Annotated in this window: 12 protein-coding genes; 9 read left to right on the plus strand and 3 right to left on the minus strand. The window is 67.3% G+C overall.

Annotated features, from left to right (window positions below; all coding sequences use genetic code 11):
- Positions 1-808: 808 nt before the first annotated feature.
- Complete coding sequence (locus Y590_RS27155) at positions 809-943, plus strand: hypothetical protein (protein ID WP_286161829.1); 135 nt, start codon at positions 809-811, stop codon at positions 941-943.
- 226 nt (positions 944-1,169) lie between these two features.
- Here the strand turns inward: Y590_RS27155 and Y590_RS00600 are convergent, their stop codons facing one another.
- Positions 1,170-5,513: a diguanylate cyclase domain-containing protein gene (locus Y590_RS00600; protein ID WP_083530714.1), complete on the minus strand. Its 4,344-nt coding sequence runs from the start codon at positions 5,511-5,513 to the stop codon at positions 1,170-1,172.
- A 207-nt stretch (positions 5,514-5,720) separates the two neighbouring features.
- Positions 5,721-6,224, minus strand: a complete 504-nt coding sequence (locus Y590_RS00605; protein WP_060768196.1) for a Ros/MucR family transcriptional regulator — start codon at positions 6,222-6,224, stop codon at positions 5,721-5,723.
- 732 nt (positions 6,225-6,956) lie between these two features.
- On the opposite strand from Y590_RS00605, the gene Y590_RS00610 reads away from it, so the two are divergent.
- Both Y590_RS00610 and Y590_RS00615 read left to right on the plus strand, forming a co-directional pair.
- Complete coding sequence (locus tag Y590_RS00610; RefSeq protein ID WP_060768197.1) at positions 6,957-7,910, plus strand: AraC-like ligand-binding domain-containing protein; 954 nt, start codon at positions 6,957-6,959, stop codon at positions 7,908-7,910.
- 182 nt (positions 7,911-8,092) lie between these two features.
- Positions 8,093-9,004: an LLM class oxidoreductase gene (locus Y590_RS00615; protein WP_201026759.1), complete on the plus strand. Its 912-nt coding sequence runs from the start codon at positions 8,093-8,095 to the stop codon at positions 9,002-9,004.
- Positions 9,005-9,226: 222 nt separating this feature from the next.
- Here the strand turns inward: Y590_RS00615 and Y590_RS00620 are convergent, their stop codons facing one another.
- The gene (locus tag Y590_RS00620) at positions 9,227-9,931 is read right to left on the minus strand and encodes a helix-turn-helix domain-containing protein (RefSeq protein ID WP_060768199.1); all 705 of its coding nucleotides are present in this window, start codon (positions 9,929-9,931) and stop codon (positions 9,227-9,229) included.
- A gap of 313 nt (positions 9,932-10,244) precedes the next feature.
- On the opposite strand from Y590_RS00620, the gene Y590_RS00625 reads away from it, so the two are divergent.
- From Y590_RS00625 to Y590_RS00650, 6 genes are all read left to right on the plus strand, one after another.
- Positions 10,245-10,757 (plus strand): redoxin domain-containing protein, encoded by a 513-nt coding sequence (locus Y590_RS00625; RefSeq protein WP_060768200.1) that lies wholly within the window; start codon positions 10,245-10,247, stop codon positions 10,755-10,757.
- Positions 10,723-11,253 carry a DsbA family protein gene (locus Y590_RS00630; protein WP_060768201.1) on the plus strand — a complete coding sequence of 177 codons (531 nt, stop codon included), beginning with the start codon at positions 10,723-10,725 and terminating at the stop codon, positions 11,251-11,253. The genes Y590_RS00625 and Y590_RS00630 overlap by 35 nt, the downstream gene beginning before the upstream one ends.
- Positions 11,254-11,353: 100 nt before the next feature.
- Positions 11,354-13,261, plus strand: a complete 1,908-nt coding sequence (dnaK, locus tag Y590_RS00635; protein ID WP_060768202.1) for a molecular chaperone DnaK — start codon at positions 11,354-11,356, stop codon at positions 13,259-13,261.
- Between the two features lie 85 nt (positions 13,262-13,346).
- A complete protein-coding gene (gene clpB / locus Y590_RS00640; protein WP_060768203.1) occupies positions 13,347-15,935 on the plus strand; it encodes an ATP-dependent chaperone ClpB in 2,589 nt (862 codons plus the stop codon).
- Positions 15,936-15,964: 29 nt separating this feature from the next.
- Complete coding sequence (locus Y590_RS00645) at positions 15,965-16,549, plus strand: nucleotide exchange factor GrpE (RefSeq protein WP_286161830.1); 585 nt, start codon at positions 15,965-15,967, stop codon at positions 16,547-16,549.
- A gap of 55 nt (positions 16,550-16,604) precedes the next feature.
- Positions 16,605-17,480, plus strand: coding sequence for a DnaJ C-terminal domain-containing protein (locus Y590_RS00650; RefSeq protein ID WP_060768204.1), 876 nt, complete (start codon positions 16,605-16,607; stop codon positions 17,478-17,480).
- The last annotated feature ends 5 nt before the right edge of the window (positions 17,481-17,485 follow it).

Below are 17,485 nucleotides of genomic sequence, written 5' to 3' on the forward strand. Positions count from 1 at the left end.
ATCACCGCCATTCCGGCCACTCAACCCCTGCCGGACGTTATCGGACGGGCTCTCAGAGCCAGAAGGATCGCACGTATGATCACTGTGCGGTCGTCGGGCAAAACTGCGACGTGCCATTCGAGCGATCCAGCCTTGTTTGCTGCCTCGTACAGATGCTTCAGGTCAGGGGTCATCAGTCGTCCCCTTATCACTCGCCAACGCGGTATCAGCCGAAGAGCGCCGGCGAGCACGGCCGGGAATATCGGCCCCTCGCGCAAGCCGATCCTGCGTCCCCATCCACCCATATCGCCGACAGACTTCCGCCTCGTATCGCCGGCCATTGCCGCGGTGGTCGACCGTTAAGAGGCAGACGAGTCCGCGCGGCATCACGGACAGGGCGCCCCGCGCGCGGGGGCCGGACTCGACCGCGATCTCGATCGCCCATCGCGGGAGCGGTGCCCCTGTACAATGCTCGGGCAGACACGGTCGCCGCTGAGACGATACGGCCGATGCCCCGCCCCGCATCCTGGGGGCGGGCATTGGCGACCTGCAATCTGAGGGTCTGCTCCTGGGCTTCAGCCATAGGAACTCCCGGTCGGGACGTTTGCCATCGCCACACCGACAACCGCTGGTGCCTAAGTTGATTCGAGTCGACGCCTTGAGAAATACTTGCCGCGCCGCGGGAGCTGCCCCCCGGCTTCTCGGTTCCGATGCGCTTGGCCACTTTACATGGCCGGCAAGATGCTCAACTGGAAGCGACCAATCGCCGAGCAGAGTTCGGCGTGACATTTCCCACGAGTGGGCGACCAAATGGAGCATCAGCGACTTCGTGTTCCAGAGTGACTTCGATCGCGTCTCCGATCTGGGCAAGATCGGGAGCGGGGTCGGAAAGAGCTTTGATAGCGTTGCGGCCCTCGTGAGCGCCATTCAAAGCCTGCACGTGGCGAAGGTGCTGCCGCGCTAGGCGCACCGGCATCTCGGCGACAGGTTGGGGGCTATCCGCCGCTCGATGGAGCGGCCCGGTAAGCGCCCCACTCTGAAGCGGACGTGTGGTGCAAGAGGTCGAACGTTGTGTAGGGCGGAAGGCGAGATGGGCATAGCGCCTAAAAGCGAACTCTTGGCCATGCATCCAAGATGACCGCAGCAGCTGAGTCACCCCGTCGGCAACAGCGGACAGCCGCGCAGGCGTCTCAGCAGTCTCTAGAACAGACAAGAAAATTGATTTCGGCAGAATGGCCAAGCCCTTGTGCCGAGCGTGCCGAGAGATGCTCACCAACGAACGCGTCGGGCTGCCACGTGTTCAGCAGCCACGGCACGCGCGCCCCCGCCATCGGCTCGGCATAGAGGTAGCCCTGCGCGTAGTCACACCCCATGGCCGCGAGGTGCTGCGCCTGCCCCACCGTCTCCACACCTTCCGCTGTGACCGTCATTCCGAGGTTCCGGCCGAGGCCGATCACGGCCGCCACGATCGCCGCGCTGTCCGCGTCCTGGTCCAGATCGCGCACGAAGCTCCGGTCCACCTTGATGTGATTGACCGGGAACTGCTTCAGGTGCGTGAGCGAGCCGAAGCCTGTCCCGAAATCGTCGAGCGCGATGCTGATGCCGCGTTCGTGCAGGCGTGCGAGGGTCGCGGGAAGGGTCTCCGCGCCGTGTCCGAGGAAGACCGTCTCGGTGATCTCGACCTCGAATTGTGGTGCGGGGATCCCGAAGCGGTTCAGGATATCGAGGATCAGGCCGGCCAGATCGGGCTTGCGGAACTCGGCCGACGCGAAGTTCACTGCGACGCGCCCGAAGGGGAGGTCCTGCTCGTTCCAGGACCGCATGTCGGCCGCCGCCGTTTCGAGAATGGTGTCGCCAATCGCGGTGGACAGCTCCGGATCCTCGAAGGCCGAACCGAAATAGCCCGGTGTCAGCAGACCCCTCTCGGGGTGGCGCCAGCGAGCCAGCGCCTCGAAGCCGACGATCCGGCCGGTCGTGATGCAGACCTTCGGCTGGTAGTACGGCACAATCTGCCCGGCCGCGAGGGCGGCGCGAACCTCGGCGGCGATCCGTAGCCGGCGCAGGGCGTCCACGCGCATCGAGGGCGAGAACGCGACGACACGGTCGCGGCCCCGCAGCTTGGCCTGGGTCAGCGCGAGGTCGGCGTCCTTGAGAAGCTCGCGCCAATCGGCGTGGTGATCCGGGTAGGCCGCCACGCCGACGCTGGCTTGGCAGGTCAGCGTATGGTCCCGGATCCGCAAGGGCTGCCGCAGGCGCTCGATCAGCGTTTCCGCGTGCTGAACGGCGTGGGACAAGAGCAGCGGCTCGACGAGAATGAGGGCGAACTCGTCGCCCGTCAGCCGCGCGAGCGTATCGCAGGGGCGCAGGCCGTCCCGCAGGCGATCGGCGACCGCGCAGATCACGGCATCGCCGACGTCGTGGCCGAGGGTGTCGTTCAGGGCCCTGAGACGATCGAGGTCGATCAGTAGCAGGCTCACGCAGGTCCCGTCCCGCTCCGCCTCCGAGAAGGCCGCCTCGATCCGCCCGCGGAACAATTGCCGGTTCGGCAGACCCGTGAGGGCGTCGAGGTTGGCGGTCCGCCACAGCTTCTCCTGCGCGAGCTTGCGTTCCGTGACGTCGAAGGTGATCCCCACGATCCGATCCGCATCGACCCGCTCGACCGACGAACACAGCCATTGGAGGCGGCCGGCAGGTGAGACGTACCGGAACTCGTGCTCCGCGCGCGCCTCGCCCGATCGGATGAAATCCGCCATGGGCGCCCGGTCGTCCGGGTGTACGAGATCGAGGAACTCCGATTGCCACGGGGCGGGCAGACCGAGGATCTGCGGGGCGTTCTCGGATCGGGTGCTGCGCCCCGTCGTGAGGTTGTGCTCCCACGCCACCATCCGACCGGCACGCAGGGCCAGACGCAGCCGCTCCTCGCTGGCGCGGAGCGCGGACAAGGCCTGCCGCTGCTCGGTCATATCGCGGACCGCACCGACCATCCGGATAGGCCGCCCTCCGGCATCGCGGACGACGAAGGCTTGGTCGATCACCTCCGTGTAGACCCCGTCGTCCCCGCGGTAGCGGTACGCGGCCTGCCACCGATCATCCGTGCCTTCGACGGCGGCGGCAAAGCCGGTGAGCACGCGCGCACGATCCTCGGGATGGATCCGAGCCCCCCAACGCGACCGCGACGGCTTGCTCGCGTCATCCGTGTAGGTGAGCACTTCGCCGGTCGACTTGATCCAGGACACATCGTCCGACGCCACATCCCAGTCCCAGATGCCGTCCTGCGTGGCGCGCACGGCCAAGCGGTACCGCTCCTCCTGGACCCGGATGGTCTCGGCGGCCTCATGCCGCTCGTGGATGTCGGTGATCGTGCCGACCCATTCCCGGACCTGACCGGCCTCGTCCTTCAACGGGACGGTCCGGCCCAGGACCCAGCGATACCGGTCCTGCCCATGGCGGACCCGGTACGTGGCCATGCCGGCCTGCGCGGTGGCCCTGGTGGCATGCCATGTCGCGGTGACCGCCTCCTGATCGTCCGGATGCACGGCCTCCAGCCAGCCGAGCCCGAGAGAGGCGTCCGGGTCCTGTCCCGTGTAGGCCGCCCAGCCGCTGATCTCGACGAGGCCGCCGGCCGCGTCCGCGCGCCAGACCATGGCGCCCGTGGCCTCGATCAGCGCCTGATAGCGCCGCGCCGTCGTTTGCAGATCGGCCTCCAGCGCGACCTGGGCTGTGATGTCCCGGGACACGGCCAGAATGCGCGCCGGGCCGGATCGGTCGCCCGGAAGCGGGCTGAGGTTGACCGCCCACCATTTCGGCTGCCCCGAGGGCGTCGGGCAGAAGCCGCGGAAGCTGGCGCCGTCCCCGGCCCTCACGGTCGCGAGGGCGTTCCGAGCCGCTTCGCGATCCGCCCCGTGCCAGAAGTCGAGCCAGGATCGTCCGAGCAGCGGCTCGATGTCCGCGATCTCCATCACGGTCCTGTTGCCGGCGCTCATGAACAGGAGATGGCCCCCCGGATCGACGAGCGTCACGCAGTCGGTGCTGCTCGCGAGCAGTCCGCTGAAGAGGGCGCCGAGCAGCCCGGGCCCGGACCGGGCCGGGCGCGCGCGATCCGTCGTTGGACCCAGTGCCTGCCCCTGATCGGCGCTGGCAGGTCCGGCCGCCTCGGACCCGTACAGGTGATAGCCGCCGCGATGGGCGGCCTTGGCGCGGTAGAGCGCCTGGTCTGCGCGCGAGAACAGGCGGTCGGCGTCGAGTCCGTCGTCCGGCGCGCGGGCGATCCCGATGCTGAGGCCGATGCTCGCCGGATAGCCGTCGAGATCGACCGGCGCCGCGATCGCCGCCAGCAGGCACACGGCCAGCGCGACCGATTCCGCGACGTTGCCCTGCCCGGTCTGGATGATGACGAACTCGTCGCCTCCCAGGCGCGCCACCAGATCCTCGGCGCGCAGGACCCCCTTCAGCCGCTGCGCGACCGCGCACAGCAGGCTGTCGCCGGCCTGATGCCCCAGGGTATCGTTGACCGGCTTGAACCGATCCAGATCGAGGCAGAACAGCGCGAAGCCGTCGCCGCCCCGCTGTGTCCGCGCGATCGCACACGCAAGCTGCTCGCGGAAGTGGAGCCGGTTCGGCAGGCCCGTGAGCGGATCCTGACGCGCCATATGGGCCATCTGCCGCTCGGCTTCCTTGCGCAGGGCGATGTCGCGGATGACGGCGACGTAGCCGTCCGGCGCCCCCAGCGCCGGGTCGTAGGTCCGGTTGAACGAGACCTCGACCCAGACCCACGAGCCGTCCTTGCGGCGGTACCGCTGCTGGCTGACCGCCTGTTCGATCTGTCCGCACCCCACCTGATGGAGCAGGTGCGCGAAGGCTGCGGCGTCGTGCGGATGGACGAAGTCGATCGGCTTCGTGCCGAGGAGTTCCTCCGGCTCGAAGCCGAGCAGTCGCTTCGCCGCCGGCGATACGTAGCGGCGCCTGCCGTCGCGGTCGCAGCGGACGATCACATCGGTGGCGTTGTCGGCCAGCAGCCGGTACAGGGCCGCGCTCTCGCGAGCCTCGCGCTCGGCCCGGCCCATGCGCAGCAGGGTGACGGCGATCTCCGCCAGATTCCGAAGCTGGCTCTGCTGCTCGACCGTGAAGGTGCGCGGCACCCGGTCGATGACGCACAGGGAGCCGAGATGGAGGCCCGGGGCGAGCACGAGCGGCGCGCCGGCATAGAAGCGGATCTGCGGTTCGCCCGTGACCAGTGGATTCACGGCGAACCGCGCATCGCGTGTCGCGTCCTCGACCACCATCACCCCGTCGGACAGGATGGCGTAAGTGCAGAAGGATACGGCCCGCGGCGAGCCGCTCAAAGCCAGGCCACATTGACCCTTGAAGCGCTGCTCGGTCTCGCCGACGAGGCTGACGAGGGCGATCGGGACTCCGAACAGCGCCTGCGCCGTCCGGCAGAGGGCGTCGAACCGCGGCTCGGGGGGCGAGTCGAATACGTCGAGGTCGCGCAGAGCCTCGAGACGCCCGACCTCGTTGGGATGAACCGGATACATGTTGAATCCACTCAGGTCCGCTCGCCCCGATGTCCGGCCGCGCTGAGCCTGAAAAACACGCTGTCAGCGCACGGGTTGAGGAACGCGCGCGTTGGACTTCTTCAAACGGGAGCGACAGGGTCGCCGCTGCGCGGACCCGGATGGGAATTCCGGCTTCTGGCCCGTCGAGCTTGCCCATCTCGCATGCGCGACGGCATGACGATGATGTTACCGGTCTGCCGATCTGCGCCGGCCGCGGCGGTTCGCGCGGTCCGGCTGTGGGTGCGACGCGCCGGCCGCCGCGCGGATCGCTTCCGCGTTGATCGGCTGGCCGAGGCCGATCGCCTTGGCGATCTGGGAGCGCTGCTCGGCGTAGCTTGGGGCGACCATCGGGTAGTCGGCCGGCAAGCCGTAGCGCTCCCGGTAACTGCGCGGGTTGAGCCCGTGGCCGGCCAGATGTCGCTTCAGCGTCTTGTAGGCTTTGCCGTCGAGGAAGCTGATTAGCGCATCCGGCGTGACCGACCTGCGGATCTGCGCCGGTGTCGCCTTGTGGGCTTCGACCGATGTGTCCGTGGTCGCTCCGTTCGCGAGATCGCTCAACGCCGCATGAACACCCGCAATGAGCTTCGGAAGCTCGGACATGGTCAAGGAATTATTGGCGACATAAGCTGAAACAATATCGCCGGCTAAATCCAGCGCATTGGCGGAGCGCCGCGCATCAATGTGCGTCATAGGTCCAGTCCACTCAATCAGGTTGTCGGTGATAGCCAGGCTGCGAAGTGATGAAGAACTTTCGGCCGCGGATGCCGCGCATCACTCAGTATCGAAACGTCGAGCACTCGTCTTAATCTCGAGATTTGCGATGTCTTATCACCTCAAAGGCTGTCCGATGAGGAAGCTATTCGTGCTCGACGTGGTGCGATTCGAACCGGTCCACTGCCGATATTGATTCGTTCGATCAGGAAGGTGCGGCTCGCCATCGCCCGGACGATGTGCCGAGAGTGATCGCTGATCGAATATCCGGGGCCAGAGATTTTCAAGATCGATATCGCTGGCCAAATATTGCGGTGGTCGAGACATAAGCGTAAGTATTATGAGTAAGAATAATCATCCTTGATAATCGGTGAGGGCGTCGCCAGTCAAAGGCGATCCCTGCCCTCATCCCGCGCCGCCCCCGAGACTGGGTTCTGTCGGGGGACGATGCCGTCCGCGCAACTCCGGCGCCGAACGCGCGCAGTAACGCGGCGTGGGCGTCGCTGAAGTCGACGCGCATCGCCATGCCGTGCCCCGGAAGTCGGGCCGGCCGCCTGCGTTGAAACCGTATCATGTCAGACGATCTGTTTAGGCCGGATCTGGTGCCGCCGGTTGCCTTCGACCCACCGAGGGCCAATAGATCATGCCCGTGCGGCTCCGAATCGGCCTGTTCGGCCTTCTTCGTCGGCTATTCGGACATGCGAGGTCCATGTGAAGACCGTATTCTCGACGGAGAACGTCCACCCGCGGGACCGTTTCGATTTCTGGCACGATGCGGCCCGGAAGGATGTCGTTGATCACGAATCCATCCCGGGATGCCGCGATACGTTTCGGGCTCGGCTGCGCGCCGGTACGGTCGGCGCCATCGGACTTGTCTCGTTTCAGAACTCGGACATGTCGGTCACCCACACCCGCCGTCACATCGCGCACGGCAACGCCGACGAGCTGCTCATCTGTCGGCAATTCGGTGGGCGGATCGCCCTCGAGCAGGATGGCCGCCACGTCGTGCTGGGGGCGGGGGACATCACCCTGATCGACCCGGCCTTGCCCTACGAGGGACGGTTTTCCGAAGCTTCGGACATCCTTGTCCTGAAGGTTCCACGGCAACTCATGGAAGCGCGCCTCGGGAAGACGCGGGAGATGACGGCCCGGGCGATCACGCCGAGCACGGCCGAGAACAGCCTGCTGTCGGCCAGCCTCGCGATGCTGCCGCATCACACGGGCGATTTGAGTTCGGCCGCCGAATCTCTTCTCGAACCGCACCTGCTCGACCTGATCACCCTGGCCGTCGGGCGGACGATGGCTCAGGACAGGGTGCGCACGTCGCGGTCCCGCTCCCTTGTCCGCGTGGAACTGCGGGCCGTGGTCGAAGCGCACTTGGCCGACCGGACCCTCGACGCCAGCTCGGTCGCCAGCGCGGCCGGGGTCAGCGTGCGATACGCCAATGCAGTGCTGGCGGATGAGAACACGTCGATCGTGCAGCTTATCCAAGCGCGGCGCCTCGCGCGCTGTCGGCAGGCCCTGGAAGATCCCAGGCAACGCGGCCGGACGGTCAGCGAGATCGCCTATGGCTGGGGCTTCTCGGACATGACCCATTTCGGCCGCCGGTTCAAAGCCGCCTACGGCGTATTGCCCAGCGCGTATCGCCGCCGCGTCGGGCAGTAATACCGAACGCCCGCTCCGCTCGGCGTTCGATCCGGTGCCTGGATCCGGCTGATATGCGTCAGGGCCCGGGACCCCGGAACGTGGTTGCTGACCCCGACGCGGGGGCCGCCGAACGCCGGGATCGTCCGATGCTTCACGTTCAAGGCACAGCAGACCCGAGCGTCACGCCCGGATTCCGGCGCATGTTCGCCCCGGGCCGCCTAACGGTCGGCGTCTTCTTCCCCATAGAGGCCTTCCAGCGCGACCAGCCGACCATGCGCGATCAGGAGCGCCTGGCCGTCCGGGCAGAGGAACTCGGATACGCGGCGCTCTGGACCCGCGACGTGCCCCTGCGGGATCCGAACTTCGGAGACCTCGGGCAGATCTACGACCCGTGGGTCTGGCTCGGTTGGATCGCCGCGCAGACGCGCGCGATCGCCCTGGCGACGGGGTCGATCGTCCTGCCCCTGCGCCACCCGCTCCATACCGCCAAGGCCGCCGCCTCCGTGGACCGGTTGTCGGGGGGCCGTTTCGTCATGGGGGTGGCTTCGGGTGATCGGCCGATCGAATTCCCGGCCTTCGGCGTTCCCTCGGATGCGCGCGACGTCTTGTTCCGCGAGAGCCTCGTCGTCATCCGCCAGGTTCTCGAGGAGTCGTTCCCCACCCTGCGCTCGCGCTTCGGTGAGATGCTCGGCACCGTCGACCTCGTGCCGAAGCCGATCGGGCGGCTGCCGATCCTCGTCACCGGATCGAGCCGGCAGAGTCCGGAGTGGATCGCCGAACATGCGGACGGCTGGATCACCTACCCGCGCTCCCTCGAGCGCCAAGCCGACCTCGCGGCCCAGTGGCGGGCCACCACCGCAGCGGTGGCGCCAGGTCGGTTCAAGCCCTTCGCCCAATCCCTCTACGTCGATCTGCACAGCGATCCGGACCACCCGCCGCAACCCATTCACCTCGGGTTCCGCAGCGGTCGCAAGGCCCTGCTCGGTTTCCTGGTCGCGCTCCGCGCGATCGGCGTCCACCACGTGATCCTGAATCTGAAGTACGGCGCCCGCAGCGCGGACGACGTGCTCGAAGAGATCGGCCTCGAAGTGTTACCGCAGTTGACAGCTTAGAGCCGTGCCCGATCGCGGTGCAACGCGATCCACAGCAGGGACGCCAGCTTCACCGAACGCGGCGCGAGCCCCCTCTCCCGCACGGGAAAGGGCTCTCGTCGGACCTGCCAGGCCGGTCCGCCGCACGATCGTCGTGTCCCGTACGCGATGCAATCGGGAGCGGATCTGAGTTTTTCAAGACGCCCGTTTTCGCAGAAGCAGTCTCCGCTTCGGCGCCGCGTGCTAGCTCGCATCGCGCATCAGGTTGCCGTTCAAGCGCTTGAGGGCGACCGGATCGAGGAGGGTGACGTAGCGTCCGCGCGTGGCGATCAGCCCGTCGAGGCGCAGCGTGGTGAACGCCCGGCTGACGGTCTCGCTCGAGAGGCCGATATAATCGCCGATGTCGTTGCGCGACATCGGCAATGCGATCGATCGACCGGCCGAAACCCTGTCCATGAGGTCGATCAGGAAATACGCGAGCTTCTGAGCGGCGCTGGCGCGGCCGAGCGCCGAGAGATCCTGGGCGCGTTCGATCATCCGCAGCAGCCATGACAAGAGTTCGTTCGCGACCTGCGCGTCCGATATCGCAAGCGTGTCCAGCCGAGAGCGGGAACAACGCACGGCCCGCGTCTCGCTGACCGCCTCGGCCGAAGAGGCATGTAACGGGGTTCGCTCCAACCCGAAGAAATCCCCGGATAGATAGAAGCCGCGCACGACCCGATTTCCGTCGCGACCGATGTTGACTGTGCGGATTATCCCGGAAACCACCCAGTATACAGCATCTGCGACATCGCCTTCGGCATAGAGGGTCGCGCCGGGCGAGAAATGCTCGGCCCGTCCGAGGGGGATGGTGCGCGCCAGCGTGAGATCGCCAGTGGCCTGGGCCAGAGCGGGCGGCCATTGAACATGCGGGCCGGGAGCAGGCACGGCGTGACCATACTGCAGCATGATGCTCCCCGCTCGCGAGATCTCGAGATCTCGAGATCTCGAGATCGCGCATCGTTGCAGGTCTCACAATTCGGAGGGCACCTAGGGATTGTCCCGGATCCGTCGGTTCATCCTGCGACTCGGCGGCGACCTCACAATCGGCGGGCACCGCGCGGCGAGGCCGACGCGGAGATCGCGCGCCGGGGACCGGCGCGGATGCGCGGAGGAGCGGCCCGATATCCGCCACCGGAACTGATGCGCGTCAGTGCCGAGACGCCCCGCCGCGTCGTCATATGCGCCCTGGTTGCCCCGCAGGCTGGCCGGGAGATTCAGGATGGGACACGTCTTAGCACCGGGAGTTACGGCGCCCGATTTCACGCTCCACGTTACTCCGGACCAGACTCTCTCGCTCGGCGATCTGCGCGGACGGCCCGCCGTTCTGGCGTTCTATCCCGCGGATTGGAGCCCGGTCTGCGGAGATCAGATGGCGGTCTACAATCAGGTGCTGCCGATATTTCGGAGGCACGACGCCGAAGTCGTCGGAATCTCGGTCGATAGTGCCTGGTGCCATCAGGCCTTCGCCGAGACGCGCCATCTTCATTTCCCCCTGCTCGCGGACTTCGAGCCGAAGGGCGCCGTCGCCCGCCAATACGGCGCCTACCGCGACGCCGACGGCTTCTGCGAGCGCGCGCTGTTCGTGGTGGATCGCGAGGGACTCATCTTCTGGAGCTACCGCTCCCCGATCGCCGTCAATCCCGGTGCAGACGGCATCCTCGATGCGCTGGATCGACTCGAGACCCAGGAGAAAAGCGATGGCCGAACTCAGAGTGCCGGTGTCCGCGGCTGACCATGCCCGGGGTGCCGCCGCGGGGCGGGTGGTGCTCGTCGAGTACGGCGACTACGAATGTCCCTATTGCCGCGCCGCGCATGTCGAGGTCCTGCGGCTCGGCCGGCACTTCGGCGACGACCTCACCTACGTGTTCCGCCATTTCCCGCTCACCGAGATCCACCCGTTCGCGGAGCCGGCTGCGGAGACCGCCGAGTTCGCGGGGGCGCAGGGCCGGTTCTGGGACATGCACGATGCGATCTACGCGCATCAGGATCAGTTGAGCCTGCCCTTCCTCGTGGGCGCAGTCCGGGCGCTCGGCCTGTCGGTGCGCGATTTCGAGGTTGCCCTCGAGGCGAGGACCTATGCCCCGAAGGTCGCGCAAGACTTTCTGAGCGGCGTTCGGAGTGGCGTCAACGGAACGCCGACCTTCTTCATCAACGGCCATCGGCACGATGGTCCGTTCGACTACCAGCATCTGGCGGCTGCCATTCAATCGGTGCTGTCCAGGCCGTAGCGCGTGGTGTGGGCAGTCAGCCCCACGCAGCCCGCGACGCACATCGACCCGGCCGCGATCTCGATCGGTCTGCAAGGCGCGCACAGGAAGGAGTCTTTCCATGGCAAAGGCGATCGGCATTGATCTCGGCACGACGAACTCCTGCGTCGCCGTGATGGACGGCAGCAAGGCCAATGTCATTGAGAACGCCGAGGGCGGTCGCACGACCCCGTCGGTGGTGGCCTTCACGGAATCCGGCGAAGTTCTGGTCGGGCAGCCGGCCAAGCGGCAGATGATCACGAATCCGGAAAACACCGTTTTCGCCATCAAGCGGCTGATCGGGCGACGTTACGACGACCCGATCACCAAGAAAGATATCGGGATGGTGCCCTATAAGATCGTATCCGGGCAGAACGGTGACGCCTGGGTCGAGATCAAGGGCAAGACGTACAGCCCGAGCCAGATCTCCGCCTATATTCTGCAGCGCATGCGGGAGACCGCCGAGCTGAAGCTCGGTCAGTCCGTGACGCAGGCCGTCATCACGGTTCCGGCCTACTTCAACGACGCCCAGCGTCAGGCCACTAAGGATGCCGGCAAGATCGCCGGCCTTGAGGTGATGCGCATCATCAACGAGCCGACGGCCGCCGCGCTCGCCTACGGCCTCGACAAGAAGGGCAACGGCCGCGTCGCGGTCTACGACCTCGGCGGTGGCACCTTCGACGTGTCGATCCTGGAGATCGGCGACGGCGTCTTCGAGGTGAAATCCACCAACGGCGACACCTTCCTGGGCGGCGAGGACTTCGACAACCGGATCGTCGAGTACCTGACGGCCGAGTTCAAGAAGGAGCAGGGCATCGACCTGACCAAGGACAAGCTCGCCCTCCAGCGTCTGAAGGATGCCGCCGAAAAGGCCAAGATCGAGCTGTCCTCGGCGACCCAGACCGAGGTCAACCTGCCCTTCATTACGGCCGATCAGGCCGGGCCGAAGCATCTGAATATCAAGCTCTCCCGCGCCAAGCTCGAAGCCCTGGTCGACGACCTGATCAAGCGCACGATCGGGCCGTGCGAGGCCGCGCTGAAGGATGCCGGGCTGCAACCGTCCGACATCGCGGAGGTCGTCCTCGTCGGCGGCCAGACGCGGATGCCGAAGGTGCAGGAGGTGGTCCAGACCCTGTTCGGGCGCGAGCCCCATCGGGGCGTCAATCCCGACGAGGTCGTGGCCATCGGTGCTGCGATCCAGGCCGGCGTGCTCCAGGGCGACGTCAAGGACGTGCTGCTTCTCGACGTGACCCCGCTGTCCCTCGGCCTCGAGACGCTCGGCGGCGTGATGACCAAGCTGATCGAGCGCAACACCACCATTCCGACCAAGCGCAGCCAGACCTTCTCGACGGCCGAGGACAACCAGAGCGCCGTCACGGTCCGGGTCTTCCAGGGCGAGCGCGAGATGGCGGCCGACAACAAGATGCTCGGCCAGTTCGACCTCGTCGGCATCCCGCCGGCGCCCCGCGGCACGCCGCAGATCGAGGTGACCTTCGACATCGACGCCAACGGCATCGTCAACGTGACGGCCAAGGACAAAGCCAGCGGCAAGGAACAGCAGATCCGCATCCAGGCCTCGGGCGGGCTGGATCAGAGCGAGATCCAGCGCATGGTGCGGGAAGCCGAGGCCCACGCGGAGGAGGACAGGCGGCGCCGGGAACTGGCCGACGCCCGCAACCAAGCCGATGCCGCGATCTACACCGCGGAGCGCAGCCAGCAGGAGGCGGGCGAGCGGGTTCCGAGCGACCTGAAGAGCGAGTTGCAACAAGCGATCACGGCTTTGCGCGAGGCGATTGGCGGCGAGGTCGTCGACCGCATCAAGCAGGCGACGGAGCGCCTGTCGCAGCTGGCGCAGCGGCTGGCCCAGGTCATGACCGCGCCGCCCGAAGGATCCGAGGCCGGTGTAGGCGGCGGCGGGAGCGGCCCGCAGAGCGAGGTCGTCGACGCGGAATTCGAGGAGCACGGCCGGAAGGACCAGGGCGCGCATTAGGGCCGGCCCAGCTCCGCGTCGCCGGTTCGGCGCACGCCGAGCCGGCATCCGCCGCGCCGTCAGCGTCCATCATCCGAGGTGAGCGATGCAGATCGACACGTACACCGATCATCTCAAGGGCGCGATCCAGGCCGCCCAGAGCCTGGCCCAGCGCAAGGGCCATCAGCGGCTCACGCCGCTCCACCTCCTCAAGGCGCTGCTCGACGACGCGGACGGCTTGGCGAAGGCGTTGATCCGGTCCGCGGGCGGCCGCCCCGAGGTGCTCGCGTCGGATCTGGACCGCGATTTGGCCAAGCTTCCGAGCGTCGAGGGCTCCGGTGCCGGCCAGATCTTCATGGCACCCGAAACCGCGCGCCTGTTCGACCAGGCCGAGGAGCGGGCGCGGGCGGCCGGGGACAGCTTCGTCACGGTCGAATACCTGCTGCTCGCCCTGGCCGAGACCCTGGACGGTCCGGGCGCGCTCCTCCGGGAGGCGGGCGTGACGCCGGAATCGCTCAAGGGCGCTATCGCCGAACTGCGGAAGGGGCGCCGGGCCGACAGCGCGTCGGCCGAGGAAGGCTACGAGGCCCTGCGGAAATACACGCGCGATTTCACCGAGGATGCCCGCCAGGGCAAGCTCGATCCGGTGATCGGACGCGACGGGGAGATCCGGCGCACCGTCGAGGTTCTCTCGCGCCGGACGAAGAACAATCCCGTGCTGATCGGCGAGCCGGGCGTCGGCAAGACCGCGATCGTCGAAGGGCTCGCCCAGCGCATGGTCAACGGCGACGTGCCCGACACCCTGAAGGATCGCCGTCTCCTGTCCCTCGATCTCGGTTCGCTCTTGGCCGGCGCGAAGTACCGGGGCGAGTTTGAGGAACGGTTGAAGGCCGTTCTTCAGGAAGTCTCGGCCTCGGGCGACGTCATCCTGTTCATCGACGAATTGCACACCCTCGTCGGCGCCGGAAAGGCCGAGGGGGCGATGGATGCCTCCAACATGCTGAAGCCGGCCCTGGCCCGGGGCGAATTGCACTGCATCGGTGCCACCACCCTGGATGAGTATCGCAAGAACATCGAGAAGGATGCCGCGCTCGCCCGCCGCTTCCAGCCCGTGTTCGTGGGCGAGCCCTCCGTCGAGGAGACGATCTCGATCCTGCGCGGTCTGAAGGAGAAGTACGAGCTCCATCACGGTGTGCGGATCACCGACAGCGCGATCGTCGCGGCCGCCACGCTGTCCCACCGCTACATCGCGGACCGGTTCCTGCCCGATAAGGCGATCGACCTCGTCGACGAGGCCGCGAGCCGGCTCCGGATCGCCGCGGAGTCGAAGCCCCGGGAACTCGACGAGATCGACCGCCGCGTGATCCAGCTCAAGATCGAGCGGGAGGCCCTTAAGAAGGAGACGGATTCGGGCGCACGGGAGCGCCTGACCAAGGTCGAGGATGAACTCGGCACCTTGGAGACGAAGCAGGCCGAGCTGACCGCTCAATGGCAGGCCGAGAAGGCGAAGCTCGGCGAGATGAAGCAGCTGAAGGAGCGCGCCGAGCAGGCCAAGATCGAACTCGAGCAGGTGGAGCGGCGGGGCGACCTGACCCGCGCGGGCGAACTGCTCTACGCCGTGATCCCGCAATTGGAGCAACGGCTCGCGGACGCGATGCAGGCGAGCCAAGGCCGGTTGATCAAGCAGGAAGTCACGGCCGAGGACATCGCCTCCGTCGTCGCGCGCTGGACGGGCATTCCGGTCACGCGGATGCTCGAAGGCGAGCGCGACAAGCTGATGGCGATGGACGACAAGCTGAGCCAGCGCGTGGTCGGCCAGGAACCGGCGGTCGTGGCCGTGTCCGACGCGGTCCGGCGGGCCCGTGCGGACCTGCAGGACCCGAACCGGCCGATCGGCTCCTTCCTGTTCCTCGGGCCGACCGGCGTCGGCAAGACCGAGTTGTGCAAGGCGGTGGCCGAATTCCTCTTCGACGACGACCGGGCGATGCTGCGGGTCGACATGTCCGAATTCATGGAGAAGCACGCGGTCTCACGGCTCGTCGGCGCGCCGCCCGGCTATGTCGGCTACGAGGAGGGCGGCGTCCTGACGGAGGCGGTCCGGCGTCGCCCCTATCAGGTGATCCTGTTCGACGAGGTCGAGAAGGCGCACCCGGACGTGTTCAATATCCTGCTGCAGGTGCTCGATGACGGCCGGCTGACGGACGGGCAGGGCCACACGGTCGACTTCCGCAACACGATCATCGTCTTGACGTCGAACCTCGGCGCCGAGTTCCTGGCCGCCCTGATGGAGGGCCAGCCGGCCGAGGCGGCGCGCGAGCAGGTCATGGAGGTCGTGCGCCGCGCGTTCCGGCCGGAATTCCTGAACCGGCTCGACGAGATCATCCTGTTCAACCGCCTGGGCCGCAGCGATATGCGCCGGATCGTCGACATCCAGCTCGAAGGCCTCGAACGGCGGCTGGCCGAACGGAAGATCGTCCTGCAGGTCGAGGCGGCGGCCAAGGACTGGCTCGCGAATGCCGGTTACGATCCGGTCTACGGTGCGCGACCCCTGAAGCGCGTGATCCAGCGCCATCTGCAGAACCCGCTGGCCAGGATGCTCCTGACGGGTGCGATCAAGGACGGCGAGCCGGTCCCGGTCTCGGTCCTCAACGGCCAGCTCTCGGTCAAGGGCGCGAGCCTGGCTCAGGCGGCCTGACATCCCCCCGTGCCGACAGGAGGCCTGATATGGCCGAGACGCCTATGGATGCAGCGAGCGCTCCGCCCGCCCCCGCTGGCCAGTCCCCGCCGCCGGAGGCCGGCGCGGCCCCTCAGCCGGGCGCGGACGCGACCACGGCCCTGCAGGCCGAGAACGCCGCCCTTCAGGACCGCGTCCTACGGGCCCTGGCCGAGGCCGACAACACACGGCGTCGGGCGACGCGCGACTTGGCGGATGAGCGGCGCTTCGCCGTGACGGGCCTCGCCCGCGCGCTTCTGCCGGTTCTGGACAACCTGCGCCGGGCCATCGTCGCGTCAGACCAGCCGGAGTCGCAGGGCGCGTCGCTCATCGACGGGGTTCGCGCCACGGAGCGCCTGCTGATGGCGGCCCTTGAGGGCGTCGGCGTGCAACGGGTCGATGCCCGTGGTGCTCCGTTCGACCCGTTGCGGCATGAGGCCATGATGGAGGTCGATGATCCGGCGACCCCGCCCGGGACCGTCCACGACGTCATGGAGGATGGCTACGTCCTCCACGATCGGCTCCTGCGCCCCGCCCGGGTCACCGTGACCCGTCGCGCCATGGCCCGGGACGATCACGACAAGGCCAATCCCTAAGACGGCGTCCGCAACGGGTGCGGGCCTCGCCACCGAGGGCGGCAGGGAGGAAGCGTTGAGCGACGATCCCTATGCGATTCTGGGCGTGGAGCGCGATGCCTCCCCGGAGCAGATCCAGAAAGCCTACCGCAAGCTCGCGCGCAAACTGCATCCGGACCTGAACCCGGGCAATACGGAGGCGGAAGAGCAGTTCAAGAACGTGTCACGGGCCTATGACCTGTTGAGCGATCCGGAGAAGCGCGCGCGGTTCAATCGCGGTGAGATCGACATCTCCGGCGTCGAGCGGCCCCGACATCGCTACTATCGCGACGTCTCGGAGCCATCCGCGGGTCATGCCTATGAGAGCGACGCAGGCTTTGCGGATTTCGATACCGACGACCTCCTCTCGGAGATCTTTGGACGCCGGAATCGGGCAGATGTCCGGCGGCGGGGCGCCGATACCCGCTACCATCTCGACCTCGATTTCCTCGATGCGGTCAACGGCACCACCCGCGCGGTGACCCTGCCGGACGGCGCGACGCTCGATGTCCGCATCCCGGCCGGGACAAGCGAGGGACAGACCCTGCGCCTGCGCGGCAAGGGCGAACCGGGGCGGAACGGCGCGCCGCCGGGCGATGCGTTGATCGCGATCGGCGTCCGCCCGCACCCGGTCTTCCGGCGCCAGGGCGACGACATCCATTTCGAACAGGGCGTTCCGCTGCACGCGGCGGTGCTCGGCGGGCGGATCGCCGTATCGGCCCCCTTTGGGCCCGTGACCCTGACAATTCCGAAATGGAGCACATCCGGCACGGTGCTTCGCCTCAAGGGCAAGGGCGTCCCGCGGTCGGACAGGACCGCGGGGGATGCCTACGTCAAGCTGCTGATCAAGCTCCCGGACAAGCCCGATCCGGAGCTCGAACGCGCGATCGCCGCGTGGCATCGGGCAGAGTGAAGAGG

It is taken from the genome of Methylobacterium sp. AMS5 (genome assembly GCF_001542815.1).
GTDB lineage: Bacteria > Pseudomonadota > Alphaproteobacteria > Rhizobiales > Beijerinckiaceae > Methylobacterium.

Excerpts from the sequence above, each read along its gene's own strand:
- Y590_RS00600 (WP_083530714.1), bottom strand. The coding sequence starts at position 5,513 with ATGTATCCGGTTCATCCCAACGAGGTCGGGCGTCTCGAGGCTCTGCGC.
- Y590_RS00605 (WP_060768196.1), bottom strand. The coding sequence starts at position 6,224 with ATGACGCACATTGATGCGCGGCGCTCCGCCAATGCGCTGGATTTAGCC.
- Y590_RS00615 (WP_201026759.1), top strand. The coding sequence starts at position 8,093 with ATGTTCGCCCCGGGCCGCCTAACGGTCGGCGTCTTCTTCCCCATAGAG.
- Y590_RS00620 (WP_060768199.1), bottom strand. The coding sequence starts at position 9,931 with ATGCTGCAGTATGGTCACGCCGTGCCTGCTCCCGGCCCGCATGTTCAA.
- Y590_RS00625 (WP_060768200.1), top strand. The coding sequence starts at position 10,245 with ATGGGACACGTCTTAGCACCGGGAGTTACGGCGCCCGATTTCACGCTC.
- Y590_RS00630 (WP_060768201.1), top strand. The coding sequence starts at position 10,723 with ATGGCCGAACTCAGAGTGCCGGTGTCCGCGGCTGACCATGCCCGGGGT.
- dnaK (WP_060768202.1), top strand. The coding sequence starts at position 11,354 with ATGGCAAAGGCGATCGGCATTGATCTCGGCACGACGAACTCCTGCGTC.
- clpB (WP_060768203.1), top strand. The coding sequence starts at position 13,347 with ATGCAGATCGACACGTACACCGATCATCTCAAGGGCGCGATCCAGGCC.
- Y590_RS00645 (WP_286161830.1), top strand. The coding sequence starts at position 15,965 with ATGGCCGAGACGCCTATGGATGCAGCGAGCGCTCCGCCCGCCCCCGCT.